The sequence below is a fragment of the Micromonospora inositola genome, from assembly GCF_900090285.1.
Taxonomy (GTDB): domain Bacteria; phylum Actinomycetota; class Actinomycetes; order Mycobacteriales; family Micromonosporaceae; genus Micromonospora; species Micromonospora inositola.
In genome coordinates this window covers 3452900-3466113 of the sequence record NZ_LT607754.1, presented here as the reverse complement: position 1 = coordinate 3466113, position 13214 = coordinate 3452900, and the positions used below count along the sequence as shown (strand labels likewise).

14 protein-coding genes and 1 riboswitch are annotated in these 13214 nt (G+C 76.0%); of the genes, 11 read left to right on the top strand and 3 right to left on the bottom strand.

Annotation, left to right across the window (positions count from 1 at the left end):
- Positions 1–79 precede the first annotated feature (79 nt).
- The 3 genes from GA0070613_RS16650 to GA0070613_RS16640 all read left to right on the top strand — a co-directional run bounded on the left by GA0070613_RS16650 (position 80) and on the right by GA0070613_RS16640 (position 2971).
- Entirely contained in the window at positions 80–994 is a 915-nt protein-coding gene (locus GA0070613_RS16650; RefSeq protein WP_089015994.1) for a cation diffusion facilitator family transporter, read from the top strand.
- Between the two features lie 143 nt (positions 995–1137).
- A riboswitch (cyclic di-AMP (ydaO/yuaA leader) is annotated at positions 1138–1269 on the top strand.
- A 4-nt stretch (positions 1270–1273) separates the two neighbouring features.
- A complete protein-coding gene (locus GA0070613_RS16645; protein ID WP_089013141.1) occupies positions 1274–2347 on the top strand; it encodes a coiled-coil domain-containing protein in 1074 nt (357 codons plus the stop codon).
- A 114-nt stretch (positions 2348–2461) separates the two neighbouring features.
- The gene (locus tag GA0070613_RS16640) at positions 2462–2971 is read left to right on the top strand and encodes a hypothetical protein (protein WP_089013140.1); all 510 of its coding nucleotides are present in this window, start codon (positions 2462–2464) and stop codon (positions 2969–2971) included.
- A gap of 50 nt (positions 2972–3021) precedes the next feature.
- On the opposite strand, the gene GA0070613_RS16635 is transcribed toward GA0070613_RS16640, so the two are convergent.
- Complete coding sequence (locus tag GA0070613_RS16635; protein WP_231929244.1) at positions 3022–3519, bottom strand: SRPBCC family protein; 498 nt, start codon at positions 3517–3519, stop codon at positions 3022–3024.
- Between the two features lie 112 nt (positions 3520–3631).
- Here GA0070613_RS16635 and GA0070613_RS16630 point away from each other — a divergent pair, with 112 nt between their 5' ends.
- Positions 3632–4612 carry a 1-phosphofructokinase family hexose kinase gene (locus GA0070613_RS16630; RefSeq protein ID WP_172875833.1) on the top strand — a complete coding sequence of 327 codons (981 nt, stop codon included), beginning with the start codon at positions 3632–3634 and terminating at the stop codon, positions 4610–4612.
- Complete coding sequence (gene surE, locus GA0070613_RS16625) at positions 4609–5436, top strand: 5'/3'-nucleotidase SurE (protein ID WP_089013139.1); 828 nt, start codon at positions 4609–4611, stop codon at positions 5434–5436. Before GA0070613_RS16630 ends, surE begins: the two co-directional genes overlap by 4 nt.
- 42 nt (positions 5437–5478) lie before the next feature.
- On the opposite strand, the gene GA0070613_RS16620 is transcribed toward surE, so the two are convergent.
- A complete protein-coding gene (locus tag GA0070613_RS16620) occupies positions 5479–5841 on the bottom strand; it encodes an STAS domain-containing protein (RefSeq protein WP_089013138.1) in 363 nt (120 codons plus the stop codon).
- A gap of 325 nt (positions 5842–6166) precedes the next feature.
- Here GA0070613_RS16620 and GA0070613_RS32080 point away from each other — a divergent pair, with 325 nt between their 5' ends.
- The 4 genes from GA0070613_RS32080 (at position 6167) to GA0070613_RS16605 (ending at position 8428) form a co-directional block, all read left to right on the top strand.
- Positions 6167–6310: a hypothetical protein gene (locus tag GA0070613_RS32080; RefSeq protein ID WP_157746365.1), complete on the top strand. Its 144-nt coding sequence runs from the start codon at positions 6167–6169 to the stop codon at positions 6308–6310.
- Between the two features lie 128 nt (positions 6311–6438).
- Complete coding sequence (locus GA0070613_RS16615) at positions 6439–6843, top strand: hypothetical protein (RefSeq protein WP_089013137.1); 405 nt, start codon at positions 6439–6441, stop codon at positions 6841–6843.
- 237 nt (positions 6844–7080) lie between these two features.
- The gene (locus GA0070613_RS16610; protein ID WP_089013136.1) at positions 7081–7758 is read left to right on the top strand and encodes a BON domain-containing protein; all 678 of its coding nucleotides are present in this window, start codon (positions 7081–7083) and stop codon (positions 7756–7758) included.
- A gap of 118 nt (positions 7759–7876) precedes the next feature.
- Positions 7877–8428: a DsbA family protein gene (locus GA0070613_RS16605; protein WP_089013135.1), complete on the top strand. Its 552-nt coding sequence runs from the start codon at positions 7877–7879 to the stop codon at positions 8426–8428.
- 96 nt (positions 8429–8524) lie between these two features.
- Here GA0070613_RS16605 and GA0070613_RS16600 read toward each other — a convergent pair whose 3' ends face one another.
- The gene (locus GA0070613_RS16600) at positions 8525–11413 is read right to left on the bottom strand and encodes a LuxR C-terminal-related transcriptional regulator (protein ID WP_089013134.1); all 2889 of its coding nucleotides are present in this window, start codon (positions 11411–11413) and stop codon (positions 8525–8527) included.
- A 186-nt stretch (positions 11414–11599) separates the two neighbouring features.
- Here GA0070613_RS16600 and GA0070613_RS16595 point away from each other — a divergent pair, with 186 nt between their 5' ends.
- Together GA0070613_RS16595 and GA0070613_RS16590 are read left to right on the top strand one after the other, a co-directional pair.
- Positions 11600–12043 (top strand): hypothetical protein, encoded by a 444-nt coding sequence (locus tag GA0070613_RS16595; RefSeq protein ID WP_408630947.1) that lies wholly within the window; start codon positions 11600–11602, stop codon positions 12041–12043.
- Positions 12040–13191 carry a zinc-dependent alcohol dehydrogenase gene (locus GA0070613_RS16590; RefSeq protein WP_089013133.1) on the top strand — a complete coding sequence of 384 codons (1152 nt, stop codon included), beginning with the start codon at positions 12040–12042 and terminating at the stop codon, positions 13189–13191. Before GA0070613_RS16595 ends, GA0070613_RS16590 begins: the two co-directional genes overlap by 4 nt.
- The last annotated feature ends 23 nt before the right edge of the window (positions 13192–13214 follow it).

Sequence of the window (13214 nt, the reverse complement as noted above, 5' to 3'; positions counted from 1 at the left end):
ACGCCGGTCAGTCACTTGCATACATAGCGATGTGAGCATAGATTGGCCCCGCCGGGGCGAGGGGCGAAAGGGTGTGGGCGTGGGCGCAGGTCATGACCACAGCGGGGCGGTGACCAACGCCGCGTCCCGCCACCGGGGTCGACTCTGGGCCGCGTTCGGGCTGCTCAGCGCCCTGATGCTGGTCGAGGCGGTCGCCGCGTTCGCGACCGGCTCGCTCGCCCTGCTCTCGGACGCCGGGCACATGTTCACCGACGTGCTGGGCATCGGCATGGCCCTGGCCGCGATCACCGCCACCCGACACGCCGACACCGACCCGCAGCGCACCTTCGGGCTCTACCGGCTGGAGGTGCTGGCCGCCCTGGCCAACGCCGTGCTGCTCGGCGCGGTCGCGATCTACGTGCTGGTCGAGGCGGTACGCCGGTTCGGCGAGCCGCCGGAGGTGCTGGCCGGTCCCATGCTCGCGGTGGCGGTGCTCGGCCTGCTGGCCAACATCGCCGCCTTCGCCCTGCTGCGTGCCGGGGCGCAGGAGAGCATCAACCTGCGCGGGGCGTACCTGGAGGTGCTGGGCGACCTGCTCGGCTCGCTCGGGGTGATCGGCGCCGCGCTGGTCATCGCGCTCACCGACTGGTGGTGGGCGGACCCGCTGGTCGCCGTCGGGATCGGGCTGTTCATCCTGCCGCGCACCTGGCGGCTGGGGCGGGCCGCGGTGCGCATCCTGGTGCAGGCCGCCCCGGAGCACCTCCAGGTGACCGCGGTGCACGACCGGCTGGCCGCGGTGCCCGGCGTCGCCGAGGTGCACGACCTGCACGTCTGGACGTTGACCTCCGGCATGGAAGTGGCCTCGGCGCACCTGACCATGGCGCCCGGGGCCGACGTGGGCGAGGTGCTGGCCGCCGCCCGGGCCGCGCTGCACGAGGACTTCGGGATCGATCACGCCACGTTGCAGATCGAGCCCGGAGCGTCAGCCGGGGCCTGTGGTGCAGTCGAGTGGTAATTAGGGCAAACTTAAATCAGAGTGAGTATTGTGCACCTGTGCCGGTTTTGCTCCCGATCGCGCCCTTCGCTCACCGGGCCGGGACGGGGCACCACCGGTAGGCTCGGCCCCGGCCTCCGCCGGGCGGCGCCCTCCGGCGCCTGCGGTGGCCGCCGCCTAATCGCCGCCCGCGGCGAACCGGGGAACCATGTTCGTGGGGTGCATCCGCGCCAGCGGTAGGGATCTTCCGTCCCGAACCCGTCAGCTAACCCGGTCGGCGGCTGACGGAAGGAAACCTGAATGCCAGCAGTGGCACCAGTACGACGGACGGCCGCCCGGTTGGCGGCCCTGCTCGTGGCGACGCTCGCGCTCGGCGTCGCGACCGCCCCGGTCGGCCCCGCCGCGGCCGCGCCCCGGGCCGGCCTGCTCGCCGCCGCCCCCGGCGACGACGAGGGCGGCACCCCGGCGCTGCGCGCCCAGCTCGACGCGGCCAGCAAGGGCTGGCTGGAGGCGAAGGCGGCGCTGGCCCGCTCGGTCGGACGGCAGAAGCAGCTCACCGACCAGCTCACCACGACCAACGCCGAGCTGAGCGTCCGCGACACCAAGGTCGGCGAGATCGCCGGGGTCGCGTACCGGACCGGCCGGCTCGGCACCGCGGCGGCGCTGCTCAACAGCGACAGCCCGGAAGGCTTCATGGATCGCGCCGCCGCGCTGGGCCAGGTCGCCGCCCACGAGGACCGGGCGTTGCGCGACCTGATCGAGACCCGGGACCGGGCGACGACGACCCGGACGGCGCTGAACGCCGAGATCCAGGAACAGCGCAAGCAGGTCGCGGTGATGGCCAAGCGCAAGCAGCAGGCCGAACGCGCCCTGGAGGTGGCGAACGACCGCGCCCAGAGCAGCAGCGACAGCGGCGGCACGGTCCGGGGCACCTCCACCGCGAACGCCGACCCGGCGCCGCGCAACTCCGACGGCTCCTGGCCGCCCGAATCGTGCAGCGTCAACGACCCCACCCCGGCCGACGGCTGCATCACCCCGCGCACGCTGCACGCGCTCAACGAGGCCAAGTCGGCCGGCTTCACCCGGTACGTCTCCTGCTACCGGCCCAGCGGATCCGGTGAGCACCCGAAGGGCCGGGCATGCGACTTCGCCGCGCAGTCCGGCGGTTTCGGCGGGGTCGCCTCCGGCGGCGACCGGACGTACGGCAACAACCTGGCGGCCTACTTCGTCCGCAACTCCGACGCGCTGGCTGTGCTCTACGTGATCTGGTTCAAGCAGATCTGGCTGCCGAGCAGCGGCTGGAAGGCGTACAGCGGCGGCAACGGCGACCCGTCCAGCGATCACACCAACCACGTGCACCTGTCGGTCTACTGAGCCGAGGGGGTGACCCGTCGCCGGACGGGTCACCCCCGCTACGTCCGCCGACGTACGCCGGATGTCGCCGCCGGCCCCACGACGCGGCCGGGCCGCCGGACCAGCATCGTGGGCATGAGCCGACTCTCCCCCGCCGCCCGCAAGGCCCTGCTGACCCTGCACCTGGTCACCTCGCTGGGCTGGCTCGGCGCGGACCTGGTGCTGCTGATGCTGGGCGTCGCCGGGCTGCGCGGCGCCGACCCCGAGGTGGTCTACCCGGCCGCGGGGCTCGTCGTCACGTACCTCTTCGCGCCGCTGAGCGTCGTGGTCTGGCTGGTCGGGGTGGTCAGCGCGCTGCTCACCCCGTGGGGTCTGCTGCGCTGGCGCTGGGTGCTGGTCAAGTTCGCGCTCACCACGGTGATGCTCGGCCTGGTCCTGCTGCTGCTGACCCCGACCGTGCGCGGGCTCGGCGAGCTGGGCGCGGCGGTGACCATCCGGGACCGGCTGGACCTGGTGATCCCGCCGGCGGTCTCCAGCACGCTGCTGCTCGTCGCCACCGTGCTCTCCACCTACAAGCCGTGGGGCCGGCTGCGTGCCGCGGCCCCGGCCCGGCGCCACCCGGTGGCCGCGGCACGCCGGTCCTGACCGACGACGGTCGGCCCGGGTCGCGGGCGTCCGCGCGGAGCGACGACCGGTCAGCTCACGGCGGGCGCGTCCGGGCCGCGGTCCAGCGCCGCGCCGAGCCGGCTGGCCAGCCCGAGGTGGGCCGCCCGGGCCTGCCGGAAGGCGTACCCGAACAGGGGCGCCGGCGCGGAGAGGGTGATCTCCACGTCGATGCGCGTCACGCCGCCCGGCTCGTCCCGCAGCCGGGTGTGGTTGCGCACGGTGGTGGCCGGGCGCTGCCGGGCCACGGTCACCACCTCGTCCTCGGTGGCGATCAGCACGTCGGCCCGGTAGGTGACCGGGAAGCGCAGCGGCCCGACCGCCAGCCGGTCGGTGATCGCGTAGCTGGCCAGCGCGCCGGGGCGGGGCGTCAGCCGGCGCACGCCGGCGATCAGCGGGTGCAGCTCACCCTGGCGGGTCAGGTCGCCGAGGAGCGCGACCGCCTCGGCCCGCGTACAGCGCGCCTGCACGGTGTAGCTGAACGTCTCGCGGCTGAGCACACCGTCCCCCTCGCCGTCGGCGGTCCGCACGATCGTCCCGTACCGCGGGCGGGCTGGCAACGCCCCGGCATGACGCGGGACTGGCGGGGAATCCGGGCCCCCGGCGGGACGAGGAGGCGGCACGCATGGACGGGTACGGCGGATGAGCGGGCACGTGATGGTCTTCGCGCCGACGCCCCGGCTCACCGTGACCGTCGACCAGCCGGCCGACCACCCGGAACTGCACCTGCACCCCGGCGGGCAGGGGGTCTGGCAGGCCCGGATGATCATATCGCTCGGGGTGGAGGTGGTGCTCTGCGCCAGCCTCGGCGGCGAGATCGGTCAGGTCCTGGAGCCGCTGCTGGTCAGCGAGGGCGTCGACCTCAAGGTGGTGGTCCGCGACTCGGGTGGCAGCGGCGGGTACGTGCACGACCGGCGGGACGGCACCCGACACGAGATCGTCGACCTGCCGGGCCACCCGCTCAGCCGGCACGAGCTGGACGAGCTGTACAACCTGGCCCTCGGCGAAGGGCTGCGGGCCCCGGTCAGCGTGCTCAGCGGGCCGAACGACCCGGCCCTGGTCCCGGCCGACCTGTACCGGCGCTTCGCCGCCGACCTGGGCGCCAACGGCAGCCGGGTGGTGGTGGACCTGGCCGGCGAGCATCTCACCGCGGTGCTGGCGAGCGGCGTCTTCTTCCTCAAGGTCAGCCACGAGGAGCTGATCAACGACGGGCGGGCCGAGGGCGACGACGACGAGCAGCTCACCCGCGCGATGTACGACCTGCACGCGACCGGCGCCGAGAACGTCGTGGTGAGCCGCGCCGACCGGCCGGCGCTGGCTTTGGTGGACGGGGAGGTCTTCGAGGTGGAGATGCCCCGCCTGGAGGCGGCCGACCCGCGCGGCGCGGGCGACTCGATGACCGCCGGGGTGGCCGCCGTGACGGCCCGCGGCGGTGACGTGCGCACCGCCATCCGGACCGGGGCGGCGGCCGGCGCGCTGAACGTGACCCGGCACGGGCTCGGCACCGGGCGGCTGGACTCGATCACCGGACTGGTGGAGCGGGTCCGGCTGGTGCCGGCGGGCAGCCGGCCGCAGGAGCGGACCACCCCCGACGAGCTGGCCGAGCGGGCGGCCGAACGATGACGCTGCGGGTGCTGGTCACCAACGACGACGGCATCGCCGCGCCGGGCATCGGCTGGCTGGCCCGGGCGGCGGCGGACCGCGGACTGGACGTGGTGGTCGCCGCGCCGCTGGAGGAGGCGAGCGGCACCAGCGCCGCGATGACCGCGGTGGAGCGGGAGGGGCACGTGGTGGTCCGCGAGCACCCGCTGTCGGAGCTGCCCGACGTGCCGGCGTACGGGGTGGGCGGCTCGCCCGGTTTCATCGCGCTGATCGCGGTGCACGGAGCGTTCGGGCCACCGCCGACGGTGGTGCTCTCCGGGATCAACCGGGGCGCGAACGCCGGCCGCGCGGTGCTGCACTCGGGCACCGTCGGCGCCGCGTTCACCGCCGCCGCGAACGGCTGCCGCGCGATGGCGGTCTCCCTCGACGTGCTCTCGGCCGGGGAGGCCACCGCGGCCAGCGGCGGCGCCGCGGTGGCCGCCGCCCGGGCACGCGACGCGGAGCGGCACTGGTCCACGGCCGCCCGGGTCGCCCTCGACCTGCTGCCCCGGCTGCTGGCCGGGCCGGTGGAGAGCGTGCTCAACGTCAACGCGCCCGACCTGCCACACGGCCGGCTGCGCGGGGTGCGGAAGGGGAGCCTGGCCAGCTTCGGCCAGGTGCAGATGACGGTCGCCGAGTCGGGACACGGTTTCGTCCGCACCTCGCTCGAGGAGCCCGGGCAGGCCGTCCAGCCCGGCACCGACCTGGCCCTGCTCGCCGACGGGTACGCGTCGGTCACCGCCGTGCGGGCGGTGACCGAGGTCTCCGACGTCGACCTCTCCGGGCTTGGCGCGCCCGAGGGCTGACCCCAGCCGGCGCGGGTCGGGAGCCGTGACCGGTCGGCGCGCTCAGGCGCCGGGGAGCACCTCGGGGGTCGCGGTCCCGGCGAAGTAGGGCTCGGGGGCGCCGAAGAGACCGAGCAGGCCGGTGACCCAGAGCTGCCGGTGCACGAACCGGCTCGGCTCGGTCACGACCAGCTTCACCCCGCTGACCTCGCAGGTCTGGAAGCCGGCGACCATCGCGCTGATGCCCACGGAGTCGATGAAGGTGACCAACCGCATGTTCAGCTCGATCCGGGACGGACGGCCCTTCGCGAGCACCTCCGCGATCGCCTCGCGCACCTCGTACGCGGTGTCGACGTCGATTTCACCTCGCGGGGCGATCTGGATGACACCACCCGACAGCACCGACTTCACGATCGACAGGCTCACGCGAGCACCTCCACTCGCCCGGGACGGGCGCCTCATCAGTACGCGGGCCGCGACCGAGAGTATTCCTCCGACGGCCTCGGTCGCCACCCCTCGGGATGAGCAATTCGCGGATCGGGCACACCTGGGCAGCCCATTCCAGACCTTCTGGTTCCCATCTTCCCGACGTCCGGGTTTCTCGTTCTCCAACGATCGACCGGGGCCGGCCGATCCGCCGCACCAGGGTAGCGGTCCCGCACCCACGGGGCGCGCACCCGGACATCGGCGCGTTCCGTTGACCCCGGCGCCTAGCATCGGCCGGGAGTGCCCCGGACGGAGAGGATGATCGATGATCAGGAGACTGCTCGGGCTGGCCGGCGTCGGCGCCCTGCTCGCTCTCGTACTGGCCTGTGGCTTCGGTGGCGCGGGCGACGACGATGACGACGACGATGACGACTTCGCCCGTGGGGCCTCGACGGTCTCGGTCCGCTGAGCGGACCGGCGGATGGTTTGCGCCGGCGCCCGGACGGGCACTGGCGGGTAAGCGAACAGTCACGCGCCGGACAGCCGCCGGAGTCCGAAGTGGCCCCCGGGCTTCGGCACCCCGAGGAGGTAAGCACCATGTTCGGAACCACCCTGCTGGACCGCCGCAGCAAGCCCGAGCGGATCGCGGATCAGGCGTGGCAGCACCTGGCTTCCGCCGTCAGCTCCGCCGGTGACAGCGTCCGGGACACCGCCCGGTCCGCCCGTCGCGGCGGCTCTGGCCTGGCCGACGACGCCACTGACCTGGTCGGCGCCGCCGCCGATGAGGCCCGCCGCCGGGCCACCCTCGCCTTCGACGCGCTCGCCGGCCGCCGTCCGGCGCTGCCCTGGTCCCTGCTGATCAGCGCCGCGCTGCTCGGCGCGGCACTCGGCTGGGCCGCCGGCACCGCCGCCCGGGCCGCCGGCAGCCGCAACCGGGACGCCGACGAGATCGAGTTCGTCGACGTGGACCGGCCCAACTCCCCGGTCGGCCTGGACGGCTGACCCGACGCGCCGACGACGCGGCGGTGTCCCCAACCCCGGGGGCACCGCCGTTCGTCGTCCGGCCGGATGAGGGGCGGCCGGGCCGGGCGACGACAGCCGTCCCCACCCGGCGGGAGTGGGTCACCCGGGGTGGGTGAGGGCGGGTCACCCGGGGTGGGGACAGGATCGGTCGTGGCGGCGTCCATGCCAGTGGGTGGGCGAACCCTCCGCGAATGCCGATCCGTGAAGGAGTGACCGATGGCCACCGCAACCGTCACCCGGACCGACCAGGACATCCAGACCGACGTCCTCGACGAGCTGACCTGGGAGCCCCGGGTACGCCCCAACGAGATCGGGGTGACCGTCACCGACGGGGTGGTGACCCTGACCGGTTGGGTGGACAGCTACGCCAAGAAGTGGGCCGCCGAGCGGGCCGCGCACCGGGTGTCGCGGGTCCGGGCGGTCGCCAACGACCTGGCGGTCCGCATCGCCACCGCGGCCGAGAAGAGCGACCCGGAGATCGCCATGGCGGCCACCCGAGCCCTGGAGTGGGACGCATTCGTGCCGATCGAGGCCCTCGACGTGACCGTGGCGGACGGCTGGGTCACCCTGCACGGCGAGATCGAATGGGAGTACCAGCGCCGCGCCGCCGAGCGCGCGGTCGGCCGACTGACCGGCGTACGCGGGGTGAGCAACGGCATCACCGTCCGGCCGGCGGTCCGAGCCGACGGTCGCGACCTGGCCGAGCGGATCGTGGACGCGTTGGCCCGCAACGGCGCGACCGAGGCCGAGGGAATCAGCGTCCGGGTGCACGGCGACGCCGTCGTGCTGGAGGGCCTGGTGCACTCGGTGCCCGAGCGCGAGGAGATCGAACGGGTCGTCTGGTCGGCGCCCGGCATCCGCGAGGTGCACAACCACGTCGCGGTGGGCCGCTGACCGGGCCGGCCGGGTGGCCGGCGGAACCACCCGGCCGGGGTGATCCCGGCTCACCCCCTCCGGAGTGAGGGTGGAATGCATGACTGCGGCTGGAGACGGATCGGCGGGTGGTGGCCGGATGACCACGCCGCTCCAGGTCACCACCGCGAAGCTGCGGATCCCGGTGACCGAGGCCGACCACGCCCGCGGGCCGGTGGACGCGCCGGTCACCCTCGTCGAGTACGGCGACTTCCAGTGCCGGTTCTGCGGAGCCGCGTACGCGAACCTGACCGAGGTGCGGCGTCAGCGCGCGGACCAGGTCCGGCTGGTCTACCGGCACTTCCCGATCGCCAACGTGCACCCGTACGCGGAGAGCGCGGCGGAGGCGGCCGAGGCCGCCGGGCGGCGCGGCCGGTTCTGGGAGATGCACGACTGGCTCTACGAGCACCAGGACCAGCTCGACCCGGTGCACCTGTCGCTCGGCGTCGAACAGCTCGGGCTGCCGCCCGACGAGGTCGACGCGGAGGTGAAGGGGCACGCGGACGCGGATCGGGTCCGGCGGGACTTCGTCGGCGGCATCCGCAGCGGCGTCAACGGGACCCCGACCCTGTTCGTCAACGAGGTCCGCCACGACGGCGGCTACGACCTGGCGGACCTGCTGGCCGCGGTGGACGCCGCGGCGAACACCTGATCAGGTCCGGCCAGCGCCGACCCGCCGGCTGCGCCGTCAGATCAACCCTGGCGGACGGCTGCGCCGTCAGATCAACCCTGGCGGACGGCTCCGCCGTCAGATCAACCTCAGCTCACGGGCCCGCCGGACCGCCTCGCGCCGGCGGGTCGCGTCGAGCTTGCGGTAGATGTTGCGCACGTGCGTCTTCACCGTGTTGACCGAGAGAGACAGCTCGCTGGCGATCTCCACGTTGGACAGGATGCTCTGCAGGTACCGCAGGATGGTCAGCTCCCGCTCGGTGAGCGGCTCGTCCAACGCCCCCTCCGACCCACCCGGCCGGTCCACCGAATCGTCCGCGCGCCGCTCGTCCGCGCCGCGAACCAGGTCGCTCACCGTCGGCCAGTGCGCGGTGCCGGAGTCCAGGTGGACGGCGAGCAGGTCGCGCAACCCGGGCTCGGCCCGGGTGAAGACCCGGCGGTACCCCGCCGGCTCGGCCAGGTCGAGCACCCGCTCCACGAGCCGGCCGGCCCGCCGGTCGTCGCCACCCGCCCGGGCCAGGACCGCGTCGAGCACGCCGGCGGCGAGGCGCACCGGCAGCGGCCAGGACTCCGCCTCCGGGGCCGACCAGTCCGGCACCGCGTGCGCGGCGGCCCGCGGATCACCGGCCCGCAACTCCACCCGGGCCAGCGCCACCCCCAGCGCCGCCGCCTCCCCGCTCGACCGCCGGACGCCGTCCCCGCGGCCCGGCATCCGGTCGTCCCCCCACCGCCCTGCCCTGCCCCACCGGGAGCCATCCGGGCCCGCCGCCTCGCCGGGCCCGGATGGCGCAGGCGGCAGCCCGCCGTCGGCCAACTCCCGGGCGGCGTCGGCGTCCGCCCGGTGCAGCGCCTCGACCAGCAGGCCACGGGCGGTGTCGAGGTCGCCGACGGCGGCGCGCAGCTGGGCCTCGGTGGCGGTCAGCCAGGCGGTCAGCTCCGCGGCGGGCCGCACGGCCGAACCGTCCCGGCCGTCGACCAGCCCCGCCCGGGCCTCGACCAGCGTCCGGAGGGCGGCGGCCGGCTCGCCGCTGTCGGCGAGCAGTTCCGCCCGGCAGAGCGCGGCCAGCGCGGCGACCCCGGGCTCCCCGGCGGCCGGCCCGGCGAGGGCCAGGTTCGCCGCCGCCTCCGCCGGCTCGTCCCGGTGCAACGCCACGAGCGCCAGCGCCAGGTACGCGTGCCCGCAGTCCACCCGGCAGGACCACCCCTGGCAGGGCGGCAGGGCCAGCGCCTCCCGCGCGCACCGGTCGGCCGACGGCAGGTCGCCCCGGACCGCGTCGAGCAGGGCCGACCGGCTGAGGCAGACCAGCTCCGTCCGGGGCCGGCCGGCCTGCCGCGCCGCGGCCAGCGCCTCGGCGAACCGGTCCCCGGCCACGCGCGGCTCCCCCTCGGCCAGCTCGACCAGGCCGAGCGCCGTGCCGGCGACGGCCCGGGCGTCGGCGTCCTCGCCGGCCCCCGCCCGCGGGTCGTCGCCCGGACCGGGCGCGGTGCGGGTGGCGAGCAGCCGGGCGGCGGCCCGCCGTACCTCCTCATGGTCGTCGGCCAGGCGGGCCAGGGTGAGTTCCACCGCGGTGGCCAGCCGCCGGAACCGGTCGCGGCGCGGCGCGGGCAGCCCGCGGGCCTGCTCCACGGCCCGCCGCAGATGCCCGGCGGCGGCCGTTCCGTCCCCGGCGTACGCCCGTTCCGCCGCGCACGCCAGCGCGAGTTCCGGGTCCCGCCGGACCGCCTCGGCGGGCGGGTCGGCGGGCGGCGGAGCCGTGGGCAGGTCCCGGTCGTACGGCGCCAGCTCCGGCCAGTCCCCGATGAGCAGCTCGGTGGCCCGGTCCCAGGCGCCCCCGGCCAACGCATGCCGCAGCGCCTCCGCCGGCCGGCCGTTCCCCGCGTACCAGTCGGCCACCCGGGCGTGCAGGTCGCGCAGCTCGTCGGCGGGGAGCCGGCCCAGCTCGTCGCGGAGCAGGTCGGCCAGGAGGGGGTGACAGCGGTACCAGGGCGGGCTGCCCCCGTCCTGCCGCAGGAACCCGCCGTCCCGGGCCAGGGCGGCCAGCAGCTGCCCCGAGTCCGCCCGGCCGGTGACCGCGTCGGCCAGGTCGGCGCAGACGGCGGCGGCGACCGCGCCGCGCCGCAGCACGTCCCGGGCGTCCGGGGCGAGCGGGGCGAGCACCTCCTCGCGCAGGTACCCGGCGACGTCCGGCTGGTCGCCGCCGAACCGCTCCACCCAGCGGGCCGGGTCCGGCTGGGCGCGCAGCGCCAGCGCGGCGAAGCGCAGCCCGGCCGGCCAGCCCCCGGTGCGTTCGGCCAGCCGGGGCAGCGCGGCGGCCGGCAGCGGCACCCCGTGCGCGACCAGCAGGTCGGCCACCTCCTCGTCGGTGAAGGCCAGCTCGTCCGGGCCGACCTCGGTCAGCTCGCCGGCCAGCCGCCAGCGGTGCAGGGCCAGCGGCAGGTCGGTCCGGGCGCCGACCACCAGCCGCAGCCGCTGCTCGGCGTGGCGCAGCAGGAACTCCAGCCCGGTCAGCGCGGCCGGATCGGTGACCCGGTGCAGGTCGTCCAGGACCAGCAGCACCGGGCGCTCCCGGGCGGCGAGCGCCGCCGCGAGCAGTTCGAGCTGGTCCGGGCGGGGCGGGGCGTTCGGCACCGGGGGGCGCGGCCCGTCCTCCGGCGTGCCCTCGACGACCCCCCGCAGCGCCGCCGCCAGGTACGACCAGAGCCGCTCCCCGGTGTCGCCCGCCTCCACCGCGACCCAGGCGGGCGGCGGCTCGGCCCGGGACGCCCGCGCCCACGAGGCGAGCAGCGTCGTCTTGCCCCAGCCGGCGGGCGCGCGCACCAGAGTGACCGGCCCGGCGACCCCCTGGTCCAGCCGGTCCAGCAGCCGCGGCCGGACCACCACCGGCTCGGGCAGGACGGCGGGCGACAGCCGCGACGCCAGCAGCGGCGGAGCGTCGGCGGTCCCGACGCGGTCGCGCTCCTCCGGCATGCGGCCCCTCCCCGTCGCGTCCGCTCCCGGTCGTGCGGCGAGCGGTTACCCGGCCCGCGCCGGTTCACCCCTTCGGGGCGAGCCGGCTTCACCCGGACCGCCCCGATGCTGGACATTCGCGGGCGGTCGGCCGCGCGTGACCGGCCGCCCGCCGACCCGGGACGAGGCGAGGGGCAGGTGGTACGGATGGGACGGCTGACCCGGGGCACGATCGCCCTCGCGGTGGGCGGGGTGGGGGCGACGGCGGTCCGGGCGCTGGTCGTACCCCGGCACCGGAGCTGGCCGCGGGTGGCCGGCACCGACCCGCGACCCGCGCGGTGGCAGGTGGTGACCGTGGCCGGCCCGCCGGAGGCGGTGCTGCCCGAGGGACGGTGGCCGGAGCCGCTGCGCCGGCTCGACGGCGCAGTCGAACTGCACGCCCGCCCGGCGCCCGGGGGGCGCGGCACCGAGCTGGCCGCCCGGCCGCTCGGCGACTCGCCGCCGCTGCCCGGCCTGGCCGCCCACCTGGTCGGCGACGACCCTGGGCTGCTGATCCGGCAGGCGCTGCGGGAGGCCAAGCAGCTCGCCGAGACCGGCGAGGTGCTCCGCGCGGACCGGTCGCGGCTGGACCGCCCGGGGGCCGCCGGGTGAGGGCGCTGTGCTGGGAGGGCGTCGACGCGCTGGCGGTACGGCAGGTGCCCGACCCGGAGCTGCGCAACGCGCACGACATGATCGTCCGGGTCCGGCGCAGCGCCACCTGCGGTGCGGACCTGCCGCTGCTGGGCGGGCGGATCCCGTTCCTCGCGGCCGGGGACGTGCTCGGCCACGAGTTCCTCGGCGAGGTGGTCGAGGTCGGCCCGGAGGTACGGCGGCACCGGCTCGACGACCGGGTCGTGGTCTGCGCGGCGGTCGCCTGCGGCGCCTGCTGGTTCTGCCGGCAGGGCCTCTTCGCCTGCTGCGACAACGGCAGCACCGGCGCGGCCGCGACCGAGTCGGCCTGGGGCCAGCCCACCGGCGGCTGCTACGGCCACCCCGCCCCGCTGGGCGGCTTCGCCGGCAGCCACGCCGAGTACGTCCGGGTGCCGTACGCCGACGTGGGCGCGTTCACCGTGCCCGACCGGGTCAGCGACGACCGGGCGGTGTTCGCCTCGGACGCCGCGCCGACCGGCTGGATGGGCGCCGAGCTGGGCGAAATCGGGCCGGGTGACGTGGTCGCGGTCTGGGGTGCGGGGGCGGTCGGGCAGCTCACCGCCCGGGCCGCCCTGTTGCACGGCGCGGACCGGGTCATCGTCATCGACCGGTACGACGACCGGCTGCGCATGGTCGACCGGCACGTCGGCGCGGAGCCGCTCAACTACCGGTACGTCGACGTCCCGGCGGAGCTGCGGGAACGCAGCGGCGGTCGGGGCCCGGACGTGTGCGTGGAGGCGGTCGGCATGGAACCGGAGCCACCGGGGCTGCTCGGCGGCCGGCTCGGCGGCGGGGCGGACCGGCCGTTGGCGCTCCGCGAGGCGGTGCACGCCTGCCGCAAGAGCGGCACGGTGGTCGTCCTCGGCACCTGGACCGGGTTCGTCGACACGTTCCCGCTCGGCGCGGTGATGAACAAGGGGCTCACCGTCCGCAGCGCCCGGCAGCACGGGCAGCGCTGGATCCCGATGCTGCTGGACCGGATGGCCCGCGACGAGCTGCGCACCGAGCACCTGGCCACCCACCGTCTGCCGCTGGAGCGGGGCGCCCACGGTTACGCGCTGTTCCGCGAGCGGGCGGACGGTTGCGTCCGGGCGGTCTTCGCCCCGTGACCCGCGCGCCCTCGGGTGGCACA

Coding starts and splice junctions, on each gene's coding strand:
- GA0070613_RS16600 (WP_089013134.1), bottom strand. CDS start 11,413: ATGCCGGAGGAGCGCGACCGCGTCGGGACCGCCGACGCTCCGCCGCTG.
- GA0070613_RS16615 (WP_089013137.1), top strand. CDS start 6,439: ATGTTCGGAACCACCCTGCTGGACCGCCGCAGCAAGCCCGAGCGGATC.
- GA0070613_RS16645 (WP_089013141.1), top strand. CDS start 1,274: ATGCCAGCAGTGGCACCAGTACGACGGACGGCCGCCCGGTTGGCGGCC.
- GA0070613_RS16610 (WP_089013136.1), top strand. CDS start 7,081: ATGGCCACCGCAACCGTCACCCGGACCGACCAGGACATCCAGACCGAC.
- surE (WP_089013139.1), top strand. CDS start 4,609: ATGACGCTGCGGGTGCTGGTCACCAACGACGACGGCATCGCCGCGCCG.
- GA0070613_RS32080 (WP_157746365.1), top strand. CDS start 6,167: ATGATCAGGAGACTGCTCGGGCTGGCCGGCGTCGGCGCCCTGCTCGCT.
- GA0070613_RS16640 (WP_089013140.1), top strand. CDS start 2,462: ATGAGCCGACTCTCCCCCGCCGCCCGCAAGGCCCTGCTGACCCTGCAC.
- GA0070613_RS16605 (WP_089013135.1), top strand. CDS start 7,877: ATGACCACGCCGCTCCAGGTCACCACCGCGAAGCTGCGGATCCCGGTG.
- GA0070613_RS16630 (WP_172875833.1), top strand. CDS start 3,632: ATGAGCGGGCACGTGATGGTCTTCGCGCCGACGCCCCGGCTCACCGTG.
- GA0070613_RS16595 (WP_408630947.1), top strand. CDS start 11,600: ATGGGACGGCTGACCCGGGGCACGATCGCCCTCGCGGTGGGCGGGGTG.